12 protein-coding genes are annotated in these 16,533 nt (G+C 71.2%); 8 read left to right on the forward strand and 4 right to left on the reverse strand.

Annotated elements, in window-relative coordinates; all coding sequences use genetic code 11:
• Positions 1-99 precede the first annotated feature (99 nt).
• On the forward strand, positions 100-3,615 hold the full coding sequence (gene car, locus BMZ18_RS15845) for a carboxylic acid reductase (RefSeq protein ID WP_068362720.1): 3,516 nt from the start codon (positions 100-102) through the stop codon (positions 3,613-3,615).
• 74 nt (positions 3,616-3,689) lie between these two features.
• On the opposite strand, the gene BMZ18_RS15850 is transcribed toward car, so the two are convergent.
• Complete coding sequence (locus BMZ18_RS15850; RefSeq protein WP_244516567.1) at positions 3,690-4,967, reverse strand: NADH:flavin oxidoreductase/NADH oxidase family protein; 1,278 nt, start codon at positions 4,965-4,967, stop codon at positions 3,690-3,692.
• A gap of 37 nt (positions 4,968-5,004) precedes the next feature.
• On the reverse strand, positions 5,005-5,607 hold the full coding sequence (locus BMZ18_RS15855; protein WP_211267478.1) for a TetR/AcrR family transcriptional regulator: 603 nt from the start codon (positions 5,605-5,607) through the stop codon (positions 5,005-5,007).
• Positions 5,608-5,839: 232 nt separating this feature from the next.
• Here BMZ18_RS15855 and BMZ18_RS15860 point away from each other — a divergent pair, with 232 nt between their 5' ends.
• From BMZ18_RS15860 to BMZ18_RS15885, 6 genes are read left to right on the forward strand one after another with little or no spacing between them, the layout of a single operon-like run.
• The gene (locus tag BMZ18_RS15860) at positions 5,840-6,511 is read left to right on the forward strand and encodes an HAD family hydrolase (protein WP_068362726.1); all 672 of its coding nucleotides are present in this window, start codon (positions 5,840-5,842) and stop codon (positions 6,509-6,511) included.
• A gap of 20 nt (positions 6,512-6,531) precedes the next feature.
• A complete protein-coding gene (locus BMZ18_RS15865; protein ID WP_244516569.1) occupies positions 6,532-7,785 on the forward strand; it encodes a sedoheptulose 7-phosphate cyclase in 1,254 nt (417 codons plus the stop codon).
• The gene (locus BMZ18_RS15870; RefSeq protein WP_068362731.1) at positions 7,782-8,588 is read left to right on the forward strand and encodes an O-methyltransferase; all 807 of its coding nucleotides are present in this window, start codon (positions 7,782-7,784) and stop codon (positions 8,586-8,588) included. The genes BMZ18_RS15865 and BMZ18_RS15870 overlap by 4 nt, the downstream gene beginning before the upstream one ends.
• Positions 8,585-9,883 carry an ATP-grasp domain-containing protein gene (locus BMZ18_RS15875; RefSeq protein WP_068362734.1) on the forward strand — a complete coding sequence of 433 codons (1,299 nt, stop codon included), beginning with the start codon at positions 8,585-8,587 and terminating at the stop codon, positions 9,881-9,883. Before BMZ18_RS15870 ends, BMZ18_RS15875 begins: the two co-directional genes overlap by 4 nt.
• A 1-nt stretch (position 9,884) precedes the next feature.
• Positions 9,885-10,997: a D-alanine--D-alanine ligase family protein gene (locus BMZ18_RS15880; RefSeq protein WP_068362737.1), complete on the forward strand. Its 1,113-nt coding sequence runs from the start codon at positions 9,885-9,887 to the stop codon at positions 10,995-10,997.
• Positions 10,994-11,791: a TauD/TfdA dioxygenase family protein gene (locus BMZ18_RS15885; RefSeq protein WP_068362739.1), complete on the forward strand. Its 798-nt coding sequence runs from the start codon at positions 10,994-10,996 to the stop codon at positions 11,789-11,791. The genes BMZ18_RS15880 and BMZ18_RS15885 overlap by 4 nt, the downstream gene beginning before the upstream one ends.
• On the opposite strand, the gene BMZ18_RS15890 is transcribed toward BMZ18_RS15885, so the two are convergent.
• Positions 11,763-12,677, reverse strand: coding sequence for a LysR family transcriptional regulator (locus BMZ18_RS15890; protein WP_068102508.1), 915 nt, complete (start codon positions 12,675-12,677; stop codon positions 11,763-11,765). The genes BMZ18_RS15885 and BMZ18_RS15890 overlap by 29 nt on opposite strands.
• 83 nt (positions 12,678-12,760) lie before the next feature.
• Here BMZ18_RS15890 and BMZ18_RS15895 point away from each other — a divergent pair, with 83 nt between their 5' ends.
• Entirely contained in the window at positions 12,761-13,996 is a 1,236-nt protein-coding gene (locus tag BMZ18_RS15895; protein ID WP_068362742.1) for an MFS transporter, read from the forward strand.
• 1 nt (position 13,997) lies between these two features.
• Here BMZ18_RS15895 and BMZ18_RS15900 read toward each other — a convergent pair whose 3' ends face one another.
• Positions 13,998-16,388, reverse strand: coding sequence for a thiamine pyrophosphate-binding protein (locus tag BMZ18_RS15900; protein WP_244516570.1), 2,391 nt, complete (start codon positions 16,386-16,388; stop codon positions 13,998-14,000).
• Positions 16,389-16,533: the final 145 nt, after the last annotated feature.

Consider the following 16,533-nt stretch of genomic DNA (forward strand, 5'->3'; position numbering starts at 1 on the left):
ACAACGCATTTCGGACGCGTCGTGTCGCAGCTCACATTGGCGCGATCGGCCCGAACGGGCATACGTTTGAAAAGGTAACGACTTCTGGGAGGGGAAGACATGACCACCACCGCACCGCACGTGACCACCGCCGCACCGGATCCGGCCGTCTCCGAGCGCCTCGCCGCCGCCGCACCCGATCTGCACCGCATGATCGAGACGGTCATGACCGAGTACGCCGACCGCCCCGCCGCGGCCGAGCGCGTGCGGCGAGTGGTCACCGACGTGTCCGGACGACGCCGGACCGAACCGGTCGCGGACGTCGTGACCCTCACCTACGCCGACCTGTGGTCGCGCGCCGGCGCCGTGGCTCGCCACCTCGTCGACCACGTGGCGCCGGGGGGTGTTCTCGCCACCCTCGGCTTCGCGAGCAGCGACTACGTCGTCGCGGAGCTGGCGACGGTGCGGCTCGGCGCGGTGGCACTGCCGCTGCAGACCGGCGCGAGCGTCGACCGACTGGTCGACATCGCCGCCGAGGCCGGGCCGACGGCCCTGGTCGTCGACAGCGAGCACCTGCGCACCGCGGCCGCGCTGGCGACCCGATCCGACATCGCCGCCGTGGTCGTCATGAATCACGACGCCCGGGTGGACGACGATCTCGACCGCCTGGCCGAGGCCCGCGCCGCCGTCCCCGACGGCGTCGAGGTCGTTCCCCTCGTCGACGTTCTCGGCCGCGCCGCGGGAGAGGACGCACCGACTGTCGACCTGCCGACCCTCACCCCCGATCCCGACCGACTCGCCGCCCTCGTCTACACCTCCGGCAGCACCGGAACTCCCAAGGGCGCCATGCACACCGACGCGCTCGTCGCTCGGCAGTGGGCGGCGAACCTGCTCGACGGCACCGGACCGTTCGGCGCACCCGACGCCGGGCCCGGCCCCGTGGTGGCACTCGACTACCTCCCGATGAGCCACCTCGCCGGCCGCGCGCTGGTCACCTCCACCCTGGCGGCGGGCGGCACCGTGCACTTCGCCGCGACGTCGGATCTGTCCACCCTGCTCGACGACTTCGCCCTCGCCCGGCCCACCACCGTCCTCCTGGTCCCCCGGGTGTGCGATCTGGTGCGGTCCGAAGCGGACGCTGCCGTCGACCGGCGCGCCCGCGAGACCGGGCGCACCGCCGACGAGGTGCGCGCGCAGGTGCACGCCGACCTGCGCGATCGTGTCTTCGGCGGCCGGGTCGCGTCCGCCGTGGTGGGCACCGCACCCGCCACGCCCGACGCCGTCGCGACCGTCTCCGACGTCCTCGGCGTGCCGGTCCACGACATGTACGGCTCGACCGAGGCCGGACACGTCCTGGTCGACGGCGTGCTGATGCGTCCCCCGGTGCTCGACTACCGCCTCGAGGACGTGCCCGAACTCGGGTACTCCACCGCCGACCGGCCCCACCCGCGCGGCGAACTGCTCCTGCGGACCGCGTCCCTGACGCCCGGCTACTACCGCCGCGCCGACGCCACCGCCGGCGTGATGACCGACGACGGCTTCTACCGCACCGGCGACGTGTTCGCCGAGATCGGCCCGGACCGGTTGCAGTACGTGGACCGCCGCAAGAACGTGGTCAAGCTCGCCCAGGGCGAGTTCGTCGCCCTCTCCCACCTCGACGCCGTCTACGCCGCCTCCGACGCGGTGGACCAGATCCACGTCCACGGTGACGGCACCCGCTCGTACGTTCTCGCCGTCGTCGTTCCCGCCGCCGGACGCACCCCGCGTGACGTGATCACCTCGCTGCAGGAGATCGCCCGCCGCGAGGGGCTCGCGTCCTACGAGGTTCCCCGAGACGTCGTCGTCGCGGACGAGCCCTTCACCACCGCGAACGGACTGCTGTCCGGCGCCAACAAGCAACTGCGACCGGCTATCTCGGCCCGGTACGCCGACGCCCTCGAGGCGCGCTACCGGGAGATCGACGGTGGGGGCCGAGACCGTCTCGAGGCCCTGCGGAACGACGTGGCGACCACCCCCACCGTCGACGTCGTGCGCCGCGCGGCGGCCGGGCAGCTCGGCCTCGCCGAGGAGGACGTGGCGGCGACGGATCGCTTCACCGACCTCGGCGGGGACTCGTTGTCGGCGGTGTCGTTCGGCGCGATCCTGCGCGACCTGTTCGACGTCGAGGTCCCGGTGACCGCCGTGGTGTCCCCGACGGCCGACCTCGCCGCCGTCGCCGAGTCCGTCGACCGTGCGCGGGCGACCGCCGAGTCCGGCGACACCGCGTCGACGCTCACGTTCGAGAGCGTCCACGGCACCGACCCGGACGAGGTCCTCGCCGACGACCTGACGCCGGAACGCGTTCTGGGCTCGGACTTCTCGGCCGCGGCGCGGCGAGCCGAGGGCCCCCGCGATAACGTGCGGACCGTCCTGGTGACCGGCGCGACCGGGTACCTGGGGCGGTTCCTGCTGCTCGACTGGCTGGAACGTATGGACGCCGTCGACGGTCGGGTGGTGACGCTCGTGCGGGCACGCTCGGCCGAGGACGCCCGCCGGCGGCTCGACGCCACGTTCGGGGCGATCGGCGATGCCCGTGGTGTCGGGGCGGGCGACCACGCCGTCGATCCGGAGCTGTTGGACCGGTGGACTTCCCTGGCGGACCGCCGCCTCGACATCGAGGTCGGCGACGTCGCTCGGCCGCGCCTGGGGCTGTCCGACGAGCGGTGGGACCGACTGGCGGACGACGTGGACCACATCGTGCACCCCGCGGCCATGGTCAACCACGCGCTGCCGTACCGAGAGATGTTCTCCCCCAACGTCGGCGGTACCGCCGAGGTGATTCGCCTGGCGACGACCCACCACCTCAAGCCCGTCGACTATCTCTCGACCGTCGCGGTCACGGTGGGCGCCGAGGCGCTGACCGAGGAGGGCGACATCCGGCTCGAGAGTCCCCGCCGGTCGCTGGGCGGTGACTACGCCAACGGGTACGCCACGTCCAAGTGGGCGGGTGAGGTGTTGCTGCGCAACACCTTCGACGCCGTGGGTCTGCCCGTCACGGTCTTCCGGTCGAACATGATCCTCGCGCATCCGCGCTGGCGCGGTCAGGTCAACGTTCCGGACGTGTTCACCCGCACCCTCGCGTCCGTCGCGGCCTGCTCACTGGCACCGCGGACGTTCTACGCCGCATCGGGGGCCGAGCGGCCGCGGGCACACTACGACGGACTACCGGTCGACTTCACGGCTGCCGCGATCGCGGAACTCGGCTCCCGCGACCGTCGGGACTTCCGGACGTACCACGTGGTCAACCCGCACCACGACGGCATCTCGTGGGACGTGGTGATCGACTGGCTCGAGGACGCGGGAGTGTCCGTGGACCGGATCGACGACCACGACGAGTGGTACCGCCGGTTCCACGACGCGTTGAGCGCACTGCCCGAGCCGATGCGGTCGCATTCCGTGCTGCCCCTGATCCACGCCTACCGGGAGCCGACGCCGCCGCTCGACGGCTCCCCGATCCCGGCCGAGCGGTTCCGCGCCGCGGTCCGCGAGTCTCTCGCCCCGCGGTGGAGCGACATTCCGCACCTCGGACCGGATCTCGTCGCCAAGTACGTGCGGGACCTCGAGGCGCTGGGCATCGTCGCGCTGCAGCGCGCCTGACGGGCCGGACGGCCGGGCACGCTCAGCCGACGGAGCGGCGGCGCCCGATCAGCCGACGGAGCGGCGGCGCCCGATCAGCCGACGGAGCGGCGGCGCCGAGAGCGGAAGGCGTCGAGGCCGTTGCGGCGGGCGGCGCCCACCAGGGCCCGGACTCGCGAGTGACGCGGGTCCGGGTCCAGCCCGGCGCCCATGCGGTGCAGCTGATCGGTGTGCCACTGCAGGTCGAGCACGCCGTCCACCGTGCGCACCGCGCGGCGGGAGCCGAGGCCGCGCGGTACGGGTACCGACGTGTTCGCACTGGTCAGGGTCGACACCGTGCCGTCGAGCAGGCCGCGTGCGGCATCGGGGTCGGTGGCGGTGGGTCGGCCGAGGCCGATGACGTCGCAGGCACCCGAGGCGAGGGCCGCATCCATCGCCGCCCGGGTGCGGAATCCGCCCGTCACCGCCAACGGCACGGCCCCGGCCAGTTCGCGCACCGTCGCCGCGTACTCGAGGAAGTACGCCTCGCGGGCGACCGTCGACGCCGCCACGCCCTTGCCCACCATCGCCGGGGACTCGTAGCTGCCTCCGCTGATCTCGAGCAGGTCCAGACCCGATGTCGCCAGCATGGCGATCACCGCGCGGGACTCCCCCTCCTCGAACCCTCCACGCTGGAAGTCCGCCGAGTTCAGTTCGAGTCCCACGGCGAACGCCGGGCTCACGCGCTCGCGGACCCGGGCGACCACCTCGAGCAGGAACCGCGCACGGTTCTCGATCGAGCCACCCCACCTGTCCGTGCGGCGGTTGGTGTGCGGCGACAGGAACTGCCCGATGAGGTAGCCGTGGGCACCGTGGATCTCGACGCCGTCGAACCCGGCGCGCTCGGCCACCGCGGCCGTCGTCGCGAAGCGCTCGACGATGTCGACGATCTCCTCGTCGGTCAGCGCCCGCGGAGCCGGGATGCCCGGGATGTCGAGGCCGACGGCCGAGGGCGCGACCGTGCGCCCCTCCGTGGTGACCGGATTCCCCTGTCGGCCGGGATGATTGATCTGCATCCAGACGGGGGTGCCGTGCGCTCCGGCCACCGCCGCCCAGGACCGCAAGGCGTCCAGATGCCGATCGTCCTCGACGGCGACGTTGCCGGGTTCCCCGAGGTAGCGTGCATCCACCATGACGTTGCCGGTGAGGATCAGACCGTACCCACCCGCGCCCCAGCGTCGGTAGAGCCGCTCCAGCCGCTCGTCGGGCGCCCCGGTGGTCGCCGCGAGCGATTCGCTGAGAGCCGCCTTCATCGTGCGATTCGGCAGCACCGCGCCGCACGGCAGGGTCAGCGAGTCGGGCAGGGACACGCGCTCGGGCAGGGCGGCGGACACGGGCGACCTCTTTCGGGCGGGGACGGACGGGATGCGCTCAGTCGGTGCTCACGCCGTGCAGGACGATGTCGACGGCGGCGGCCACGACCTCGTCCGTCGGCGTCTCGCCGTACATGAGCACGGGGCAGATCACGGCGCCCGAGAACATGGCGACGGCCGCGTCCAGGCGGGTGCCACCGGCGACGCGTCCGAGCACGGTGCGTACCACCGACTCGCCGTCGGCGACGAGGCGCGTCCGCACGCGGGCGATGTCGTCCTCGGTCGCGCCCCAGTGCGCGAGGGCCAGCAGGATGCGATCGAGCCGGAGCGAGAGGACGGCGTCGCGGAAAACCGTCATCTCGCCGATCAGGTCGGCGCGCAGGTCGCCGGTGGGCGTGTGGTGCGGCATCTCCCCCAGCACGTCCAGGGCAAGCCCCAGGAGGTCGACGCGGGACGGCCAGTGGGTGTACAGCGTGGTCTTGGAGTAGCCGGCGACGCGGGCGACCGTCGCGTGGGTGACGGCGTCCCACCCTTCGGTGGTCAGGACCTCGAGGGCGGCGGCGGACACGTCCGCGCGGGTCCGTGCGACGCGGGCGTCCTCGGCGGAGGTTTGATTTCGACGCCGACCGTCGATGCTGTGATCGTCGGGAGATCCGTCCACGCCGTTCGTCACCTCCCTCACCTGCTCGCCTCGTGAGAGACGAAGGTACGCGAATCCCCGAACGACGCCTGTTCGGCATTCTCAGTTGAACGGCTGGTTCAGTACTGTACTGTGAGTCACGATCGACCGACCGTGGCTCGAACCGTCTCCACCCCACCACGTTTCGCGGCGTATCGCCGCCGCCGCGCAGGTGTCCTCCGGGGACCGGCGCGTCACCGAAGGAAGGTCCTCGATGTCCGCCATTCTGTTCGGCTCCATCTCCACGCTCGCCGACACGTCCGAACTCCAGCGCACCGCGTTCAACGATGCGTTCTCCCAGCACGGCCTCGACTGGTCCTGGTCGCGCGAGGACTACCGGTCGATGCTCGGATCCAACGGCGGCGCGCAGCGCATCGCCGACTACGCCGAGACCCGCGGCGAGAGCGTCGACGCCGCGGCGGTCCACGCCACCAAGTCCGAGAAGTTCCGCAGCCTCCTGTCCGAGCACGGCGCCACCGCGCGCCCCGGCGTCGCCGAGACCGTCGAGGCGGCGCGCGCCTCCGGCACCAAGCTCGGGTTCGTCACCACGACGTCGGCCGAGAACGTCGAGGCCGTGCTCTCGGCGCTGGCGCCGACGGTCGCCCGCGAGCACTTCGACGTGGTGATCAGCGCCGACGACGCCCCGCAGGGCAAGCCGGACCCCGCGAGCTACCAGGTCGCGCTGGAACGTCTCGGCGAGTCCGCGGACGACTGCGTCGCCGTCGAGGACAACGAGGGCGGCGTCGCGGCCGCCACGGCCGCCGGCATCACCGTCGTCGCCTTCCCCAACGAGAACACCGCCGACGGCACCTTCACCTCGGCCACCGAGAAGGTCGAGTCCTTGGACCCCGCCCGTCTCGAATCCCTGACATCGGCGCGATCCTAGGAGAATCAGCAGTGAGCAACATGCAGGCACAGGTCACCTCGAGCGACCGCAGCTTCCACGTCGAGGGATACGAGAAGATCGAGTACGACCTCGTGTACGTCGACGGCGTCTTCGACACCGCGAACACCGAACTGGCGGACAGCTACCGGCCCTACGGCCGCGTGCTGATGGTGGTCGACGAGTCGGTGCTCGACCACTACGGCGACCGGATTCGGGCGTACTTCGATCACTTCGGCATCGACCTCACCGTCGTCGAGGTGCACATCGCGGAGACCGCGAAGTCCCTCGAGACGTTCGAGCGCATCGTCGGCGAGTTCGACTCCTTCGGGCTCGTCCGTACCGAGCCGGTCCTCGTGGTGGGCGGCGGCCTCACCACCGACGTCGCCGGATTCGCCTGTGCCAGCTACCGCCGCAACACGCCGTACATTCGCATCCCCACCACGCTGATCGGTCTGATCGACGCCTCCGTGTCCATCAAGGTCGCGGTCAACTACGGCAAGCACAAGAACCGTCTCGGCGCCTACCACGCGTCGCAGAAGGTGTTGCTGGACTTCGGTTTCCTGGCCACCCTGCCCGAGGACCAGGTCCGTAACGGCATGGCCGAGCTCATCAAGATCTCGGTGGTGGGCAACCTCGAGATCTTCGAGATGCTCGAGCAATACGGACCCGAGCTCCTGCGTACGCGCTTCGGTCACGTGGACGGCACTCCGGAACTGCGGGACGTCGCCCACCGCCTGACGTACCAGGCGATCGAGACCATGCTCGAACTCGAGGCCCCCAATCTGCACGAGATCGACCTCGACCGCGTCATCGCGTTCGGGCACACGTGGAGCCCCACACTGGAACTGACGCCGCCGGCGCCGTTCTTCCACGGACACGCCATCAACATCGACATGGCGCTCTCCACCACCATCGCCGAGCAGCGCGGCCACATCACGGCACAGGACCGCGATCGCGTTCTCGGGGTCATGAGCAGCATCGGCCTGGCGCTCGACTCGGACCACCTGACGCCCGAGCTGCTCACCGACGCCACCGCGTCGATTCTCAAGACGCGCGACGGGATCCTGCGGGCCGCGGTGCCCGCCCCCATCGGCACCTGCGCCTTTCTGAACGATCTGGGGACGGACGAACTCACCGACGCCCTCAGCCTGCACAAGAAGCTGTGCCTCGAGTACGACCGGGACGGCGACGGCGTGGACATGTACACCGCCGCCGAGGACGCCGTGGACGCGACCGCGGGCACCGGCGCTCGGGGTTCGGTCCGGCGTTCGTGACCGACGCGCCCCGGCCCGTCACCCCCGTCTCCCTCGTCGCCGCCGAGCTCACCGACCTCTGTCGGACGCTCGACGACGACGCGGTGGGGGCGGAGGCGGCGGGCCGTCTGCGTCGGGTCCGGGACCTCGCCGCCGGCCTGGACCCGTACCTCGACGCGATGACCACCCCGCCCTCGTCCGCGCTGGCCGACCTCGAGGAGCGGACGCGACGCCACGTCTGGTCCGAGGGCCCGCTGGAGCAGGAGATGCTCTCCGGCCACCTCGAGGGGTGGTTCCTGCGCTTCCTGGTCGGCATGACCGGCGCGCGGGACGTGCTGGAGATCGGCATGTTCACCGGATACTCCGCACTGGCCATGGCGGAGGAGCTTCCGGGCGGCGGACGGGTGGTCGCCTGCGAGGTCGACGACAGCGTCGCCGACTTCGCGCGCGCGTGCTTCGCGGCCTCGCCCGTCGGCGATCGGATCGACGTCCGCGTCGGTCCGGCGGCCGACACGTTGGCCCGCGCCGCTCGGGCGGGCGAGTCGTTCGATCTGGTATTCGTCGACGCCGACAAACCCGGCTACGCCCGGTACCTGGACCTGCTCCTCACCACCGATCTGCTGAGACCGGGCGGGCTGATCGCGGTGGACAACACGCTGCTGCAAGGCGAGCCCTACTGCGGTGCCGGCACCCCGAACGGCCGCGCCATCGCGTCGTTCAACGAGGCCGTCGCCGCCGACCCGCGCCTCGAGCAGGTCCTGATCCCGCTGCGTGACGGGGTGACCCTGATCCGTCGTGCCCGCGTGCGAGAGCAGCCGTCGTGACCGGCGCGGCCCGGACGGTCGCGGTCCTCGCGGCGCTCACCCTCACCGCCCCGGTGGACCTGCTGATCGTTGCCGGCGCACGGGTGTTCGGCCGTCGCACCCCGCCCGCGCCGTCGTCACCGCAGGTGGCGCGCACCGTGCTGGTGAACGGCGGGAAGATGACGAAGTCGCTGCAGCTGGCCCGGTCCTTCCACGCTGCCGGACATCGGGTGGTGCTGGTGGAATCCGCGAAGTACCGGTGGACGGCACACCGCTTCTCGCGTGCGGTCGACGCGTTCCACGTCGTCCCGGAGGCGTCGGACCCCGGCTACGTCGACGCCCTCGTCCGCGTGGCACGCGCGGAGAACGTCGACGTGTTCGTCCCCGTGTCGTCCCCCGCGTCGTCCGTGCCCGACGCGGAGGCGGGCGCCGCCATGGGCCCGTCGGTGGACGTGGTCCACGCCGATCCGGAGACGATCCGACGAGTCGACGACAAGAACCGATTTGCCGACGCCGCACGGGAATTCGGGGTACGGGTGCCGGAATCCCATCGCATCACCGACGCCGGGCAGATCGCCGAGATCGACCTTCCGCCGGGCCGGGACTTCGTGCTCAAGCGGATCGCCTACAACCCCGTCGGTCGGATGGATCTGACGCCGCTGCGCCGCGAGACCCCCGAGGCCAACCTCGCCTTCGCGCGTGGCCTGGGCATCTCCGAGGACGATCCGTGGATCCTGCAGGAGTTCGTCACCGGGCGCGAATACTGCACGCACGGCACGGTGCGGAACGGGTCCCTTCAGGTGTACGGGTGCTGCGAATCCTCGGCGTTCCAGATCAACTACGCCATGGTCGACAAGCCCGTCATCCTCCACTGGGTGGAGACGTTCGTCGCGAAACTCGGTGCCACCGGCCAGTTCTCGTTCGACTTCATCGAGAACGGGCACGGGGAGGTGTTCGCGATCGAATGCAATCCGCGCACCCACTCCGCGATCACGATGTTCCACGACCACCCGGACGTCGCGGCAGCGTACCTCGGGTCCGAACGCGACGTGATCACCCCGCTCCCTTCCTCCCGCCCCACGTACTGGCTGTACCACGAGGTCTGGCGGCTGCTGACCGAACCGCGTCGTCTCTCCCGGCTCCGCACCATCGCGCGCGGGCGGGACGCGGTACTGACCGGGTGGGATCCGTGGCCGTGGTTCCTCCTCCACCACCTGCACGTGCCGTCGCTGCTGCTGGCCAACCTGCGCTCCGGACGCGGGTGGAGCCGGATCGACTTCAACATCGGCAAGCTGGTCGAACAGGGCGGTGACTGACGTGGCCGCACCCCGGCGTGACCGCACCACGGTGCTGCATCTCGTCGGCTCCGCCGTGGACGAGTTCCATGCCGACCTCTCCCGCGTCTACGCGGCCGACGCGCTGCGCACGCTCGACGATCCCGCGCGGTTCCGCACGATCGTCGCGTCCGTCGACCCGGACCGGACGTGGCGCTTCGCCGAGGACATGGCGGGACTCGACGGCGCCACGCCGCTGCCCCTGTCCGACGCCGTGGCGCACATCGAGTCCCTGGGCGTCGACGTGATCCTCCCGCAGATGTTCTGCCTGCCGGGGATGACCACCTATCGCGCGCTGGCCGACCTCCTCGGAATCCCGTTGCTGGGCAACGGGGCCGACCTGATGGCCCTGACCGCGGACAAGGCGAGGACACGCGCCGTCGTCGCCGACGCGGGCGTCCCGGTACCCACGGGCCGAGTCCTCACCGCCACCGGCGAGCCCGAGGGGACGCTGCCGACTCCCCCGCTGCCGGCCGTCGTCAAACCGGCCGACTCCGACAACTCGGTCGGCGTCACCCTCGTGCGCACGCCGGAGCAGTTCGACGCCGCCGTGACGGAGGCCTCGCAGTTCTCCTCGCGTGTGCTGGTGGAGGACTACGTCGAGCTGGGCCGCGAAGTACGCTGCGGCGTGGTGGTTCTGGACGGGGGACCGGTGTGCCTGCCGCTCGAGGAGTACGCGGTCGACGCGGCCACGGCGCCCATCCGCACCCGCGAGGACAAGCTCGGGCGCTCGGACGACGGGGAGCTCTACCTCGCAGCGAAGACCGTCGACCGCGCGTGGATCGTGCCCACCGACGATCCGGTGACGGCCCGCGTCCACGACCTCGCTCTCCGCGCCCACGCGGCCCTCGGTTGTCGCTACTACAGCCTGTTCGACTTCCGCATCGACCCCGAGGGCAACCCGTGGTTCCTCGAGGCGGGCCTCTACTGCTCCTACGCCCGCGGCAGCGTGGTGACCACCATGGCCGCGGCCGCGGGCATCGACGCCCGCACTCTGTTCGACCACGGATTGCGAGAGGTGGAGCGGCTCACCGGATCTCGCGTGCCCCGCCCCGACGACCACGCCGATCGGCCCGAGAAAGGAACCCCGTCATGAAAACCCATGCTCTCGACCCCGTGGGGGTGGACGTCAGCGACGCCCGCATCCAGGACCTCACCGACGACCGGATCGACGAGGTCCGCCACCTCGCGGCCGAACACGGCGTGGTGGTGTTCCGCGATCAGGAGATCGACGACACCGACTTCGAGGAGTTCCTCCGACGTCTCGGCGCACCGGTGTTCACGCAGGGCGAGACGCCGGTCGACGGTCACCCGGACCTCAACGTCATCACCAACGCCGGCCGAACCACCGCCCCGACGTCGACGTTCCACGTCGACACCAGTTACGTCGCCGACCCGCCCGCCTACACGGCGCTGCGGGCGGTCACGGTGCCCGAGTCCGGCGGACAGACGCTGTTCAGCAACCAGTACCGAGCCTGGGACACACTGCCGGAGGACCTGCGTGCGGACCTCGAGACGCGGACGATGACGCACGTCGTCACCGGTCTCGACCTGCCGGACGACGCGGAGACGTCCGCCGAGCATCCCGTGGTGACGGTGCATCCGATCACGGGTCGGTCGTCGTTGTTCCTGTCCACGCCGAAGCGGTGCGCCGCGATCAGCGGGCTGTCGGCGGACGAGACCGCGGAGACCGTGGCGCGGCTCTACGAGCACTCGACGGCCGACGAGAACGTGCACCGTCATTCCTGGCGGCCCGGCGACGTCGTCCTGTGGGACAACCGGTGCGTCATGCACCGCGCGGACCACTCCGATATGGTCGGCGAGCGCACGATGCATCGGGGCATGGCCACCGACGGCCGCCTCACCGCAGCACCGCACGCCCCTCGCTGATCACCAGATCACGGAACGCGGCGGCCTGCGGCGGCAGGACGCGGTCGGACCAGACCATCCCGATCCGACGTTCGGCGTGGGCGTCCGACAACGGCAGATCGACGGTGTGCGCCTGCACCGGTTCCGACGGGCGGGCCTCGGGCGGAAGCACGCTGACGCCCAGCCCGGCACCGACCAGCCCCCGGACGGTGTGGATGTCCTGCCCCTGGAAGGCGATGGCGGGAGTACTTCCCGCAGCGCGCCACAGGACTTCGTGCACGGATCGAATGCCGTATCCGTGGGCCATCGTGACCCACGGCTCGTCCGCGACGTCGGTCACGGCGCGCGGAACGTCGGGGCGATCGGCGAGGCGGTGCCCGGCGGGAACCACCAGGACGAGACGTTCGGAGAACAGCTCGGTCGATCGGTCACGGTGCTCGTCGCCGAGCGCGACGAACGCGACGTCGCTCTCGCCTCTATCGAGTCGGGCCAGGCAACGATCACGGGCACCCTGGTCCAGCTCCACCGTGACACCCGAACGGTCCCGTCTGAACCGCTCGATCAGGCGGGGGACCACCCGCTCACCGAGGGTGTTCTGGAACGCGATGGCCACCCGCCCTCGCACACGCGCGTCCTCGTCGGCCATCGCCTCGAGGCCGGTCTCGATCTCGCGGACCGCGCGGGCGAGATAGGGCACCAGCACGTGACCGGCGGGCGTCAGCGCGATGCCACGGCCGCGCCGTTCGACCAGGTCGACCCCGAGCGCGGCGGCAGCGCGCGCGAGGTGGCGGCTCACGGTGGGTTGCGGAACCCCGAGGAGATGGGCGGCGTCGGTGACGTGTTCGGTCTCGGCGACGGCGAGCACCGTACGCACGAGCGGGAGGAGTGCATCGATCTCGGTCCTCATCGACCTCACCGTACGCGACTGAATGGGTTACCGAACATTCATGCATTGGACGTATGCGTCCGAGATACCTACCGTCGGTTGACGTGACCGAACGGACGACGCTCCCCCCGACCGCGGCGGATCGAGACCAGGACTGGGACGGGCACCCGCGGGGCTCGCGCGCCTACCGACGCCTCGTGGTCGCGCTGCTCGCGGCCGGTATCGCCACGTTCGCCCAGCTCTACTCGGTCCAGGGCATCCTCCCGCTGATCGCGTCCGATCTCGGCATCACCCCGTCGCAGTCGTCGCTGGCGGTCGGCTTCGCGACGGTCGGGGTCGCGGTCTCGGTGCTGCCCTGGTCCGTGGTCGCCGACCGCCTCGGCCGGGTTCGCGCGATGAGCCTGTCCGTCGTCGCCGCGACCGTGCTCGGCCTGATCGTCCCCCTGTCCCCGTCGTTACCGATGCTGCTCGGCGTCCGCTTCCTCGAGGGCATGGCCCTCGGCGGGCTGCCCGCCATCGCCATCGCCTACGTCTCGGAGGAGGTGCATCGGCGGCACACCGCGGTCGCCGCGGCCACCTACGTCTCCGGCACCACGATCGGGGGGCTCCTCGGCCGGGTGGTCGCCGCACCCATCGCCGAACACACCGACTGGCGTCTCGGCACTCTCACCGTCTCGGTCATGGCGGCGGCCGCGGCGGCGGCGTTCCTCGCGCTCGCGCCGCAACCGCGTCGTCCGCTTCCCGCCCGCGACGACGACACCCGACTGCGGGACAAGATCCGCGCCAACCTGGCCGACCGCGGCATGCTCGCGCTCTACGGGCAGGCGTTCCTGCTCATGGGCGGATTCGTCACCGTCTACAACTACCTCGGGTTCCGGCTCGAGGCGCCGCCGTTCGGACTTCCCCAGTCGGTCATCGGCCTGCTCTTCGTGGCCTACCTGTCCGGCACGGTGTCCTCGCGGGTCGCCGGGCAACTCGCCGGTCGCCTCGGGCGACGCGCGGTGCTCGCGGGATCCACGGCCGTCATGATCGCCGGTGTCGCCCTCACCGCGGCGTCCTCGCTCGCGGTGATCCTCACCGGGCTCGTCGTGTTCACCGTCGGCTTCTTCGCCGCGCACGCCATCGCGTCGGGCTGGACGGGCCACCGCGCCACGGTGGGCCGCGCCCAGTCCGGGTCGCTCTACAACCTCTTCTACTACGCCGGCTCGTCGGTGATCGGGTGGACCGGCGGCCTGGTGTTCCAAACCGCCGGCTGGACCCCGATGGCCCTGTACGTCGCCGCCCTCGCCGTGATCGCGGCAGGGTGGGCGGCGGTGGCGCTGCGCGCCGATCGCTCCTGAATCAGGACCGCCCGGGTTCGTCGCCCACCAGGTCGAGGGCCGCGCGCACGACGGAATCGGTGTCGATGCCGTGCCAGCGGTAGACCTCGTCGAGCGAGCCGACCTGACCGAACCGGCTGACGCCCAGCGAGATCGACTCGACGCGGTTGACGGTCGCGAGGAAGGCCAGCGTGTGCGGGTGCCCGTCGAGCACGGTCACCATCGGCACGGCGCGCTCCGCCGGGAACACCCGATCGAGAATCCAGGACGATCCGTCCTGCACACCTCGGCGGGCCTGCACCGCCTCGAACAGCAGACCGGGGCTCGTGACGCAGACGACGTCGGCGTCGATGCCGAGACCGGCCAAGCGATCCGCGGCCGCGAGCGTCTCGGTCATGAGGGCGCCCATGCCCACCAGGGTGACCGCCGGGCGCTCGGCTCGGCGCAGTAGATACGCACCCGCCACGACGTGCCGCCGTCGGCGCTCGCGGGCGGCCGGATCCGTCGGCACCGCGGCGAGCGACTGGTCGACCGGACGGGTCGACAGACGGAGGTACGACGAGGTGCCGTCGGGACGGCCGAGCTGCGCCATCGAGGCGAGCAGCGTCCATTCCACGTCGACGGCGAAGGCCGGCTCCCAGGACACGCACCCGGGCTGCTCCAGGCCGACGGACGGGGTCGTGATGGACTGGTGCGCACCACCTTCGGCGGCGAGGGTGACGCCGGACGGCGTGCCCACCAGAATCGACTGACCACCGGCGTAGATGCCGTAGGACCAGGGTTCGAGGGCTCGCTCGACGAACGGGTCGTACAGCACGCCGATGGGGAACAGCGGCTGACCCCACCGGCTCCACGTGGCGCCGAGCTCACCGATCAACCCCACCAGGTTGGTCTCGGCGATGCCGAGTTCCATGTGCTGACCGGTCGGCTTCTCCCGCCAGTGCATGATCGTCTCGGGGTCGTCGGCGAACCAGTCCTGGCGCTCCTGCGGCGACCACACCCCCACCTTGTTGAGCCAGCCCGCGAGGTTGGTGGTGCTGCTGACGTCGGGACTCACGGTCACCACCCGCGCCGCCGCGTCCGGCGCGGAGCGGGTCAGGTCGAGCAACACCCGACCGAGCGCCGCCTGCGTCGTCGACGTTCCCGCCGGGGTACGACCGAAGTCCGCCGGCACGGTCGGCGGGGCCGCGGCGGATACCGCCGTCCGTCGCAGTCGACCGGCGGTGTCGGCACACAGCCGCCCGGCGCCGGAGTCGGCGTCGGGGCGCGTCCAGGGATTCTGCGGGTCCCGGCCGAGCTCCGCCGCGAGATCCTCGAATTGCTCGACGGTGAGCAGCGCCGAGTGGTTCTGCGGGTGCCCCTCGGTCGGGAGGCGGTGGCCCTTGATGGTGTAGGCGATGATCACCGTCGGGCGGGTGTCGTCGATCGCGTCGAAGGCGTTCCGCAACGCGTCGAGATCGTGGCCACCGAGGTTGCGGAACGCCCGCACCAGCTCGGCGTCGTCCACGTCCGCGACCAGCGCCGAGATAGCCTCGCCGTCGGCGCCCTCGCCGGGCAGTCGGGAGCGCAGTTCGTCGGCGTCGCACCGCAGGAGACGCTGGTACTCGGGATTGGACATGCCGACGATGCGGCGGCGCAGGGCGTCGCCGCCGGGGCGGGTGAACAGCGCCTCGAGCAGCGCGCCGAACGCCACGGTGAGCACCTGCCACCCCGCGGCCCCGAACATCGCTTCCAGGCGCCCGGCGGCGATGTTGGGCACCACTCGGTCCAGCGACTGTCGGTTGAGGTCGACGATCCACACGATCTCGCCCAGCTCGGCCACGGCCGGGTCGAGAATGGCTTCCCAGACCGCGCCCTCGTCCAGTTCCGCGTCGCCGACCAGCGAGTACTGACGGCCGGTCGCGGGCACGTCGTGGCTCACGGTGTCCGGTCCGCCGAACGCGGTGTCGACGTAGCGCCGCGCCATGGCGCCCCAGATCGGTGCGGTGGCACCGATGCCGACCGAGCCCGTGGAGTAGTCCACCGGATCGGGGTCCTTCGCCCGGCTCGGGTAGGACTGCAGCCCGCCGAACTCGCGCAGCGTGGTCAGATAGCGCTGGTCGAGCTCACCGAGCAGGTAGTTGATCGCGTGCAGGACGGGCGACGCATGGGGCTTGACCGACACGCGGTCCTCGGGCCGCAGCTGCTCGAACCACAGCTCGGTCATGATGGTCACCAACGACGCGCTGGACGCCTGGTGGCCGCCGACTTTCATGCCCGAGGGATTCGGACGAACCCGGTTGGCGTGGTGGATCATCGCGGTGGCGATCCACAGCACGGAGTCCTCGACGTCCCGCAGCACGTCGCGCTCGGGCGAGGCCACCCCCGGCCGCGCCCGCACCTCGATCGCGCTGCTCGCGTCCGTCGTGTCCATCGTGTCCGTCATCCCAACCCCCTGATCGTGTACGGCCTGCGCAGAACGCAATCCTCAGTCGATCATTACCGGCCAGTAGGAACAACAGTGCGCGCAACGATTGCGCAGAATGACGCACACTGCCGTGGCCCCCGACGGGAAACCA

This window comes from Rhodococcoides kroppenstedtii (genome assembly GCF_900111805.1).
Classification (GTDB): domain Bacteria; phylum Actinomycetota; class Actinomycetes; order Mycobacteriales; family Mycobacteriaceae; genus Rhodococcoides; species Rhodococcoides kroppenstedtii.

What these genes read in the sequence shown, in the direction of transcription:
- car (WP_068362720.1), top strand. Translation starts at nt 100, where the DNA reads ATGACCACCACCGCACCGCACGTGACCACCGCCGCACCGGATCCGGCC.
- BMZ18_RS15860 (WP_068362726.1), top strand. Translation starts at nt 5,840, where the DNA reads ATGTCCGCCATTCTGTTCGGCTCCATCTCCACGCTCGCCGACACGTCC.
- BMZ18_RS15865 (WP_244516569.1), top strand. Translation starts at nt 6,532, where the DNA reads ATGCAGGCACAGGTCACCTCGAGCGACCGCAGCTTCCACGTCGAGGGA.
- BMZ18_RS15885 (WP_068362739.1), top strand. Translation starts at nt 10,994, where the DNA reads ATGAAAACCCATGCTCTCGACCCCGTGGGGGTGGACGTCAGCGACGCC.
- BMZ18_RS15890 (WP_068102508.1), bottom strand. Translation starts at nt 12,677, where the DNA reads ATGAGGACCGAGATCGATGCACTCCTCCCGCTCGTGCGTACGGTGCTC.
- BMZ18_RS15900 (WP_244516570.1), bottom strand. Translation starts at nt 16,388, where the DNA reads ATGGACACGACGGACGCGAGCAGCGCGATCGAGGTGCGGGCGCGGCCG.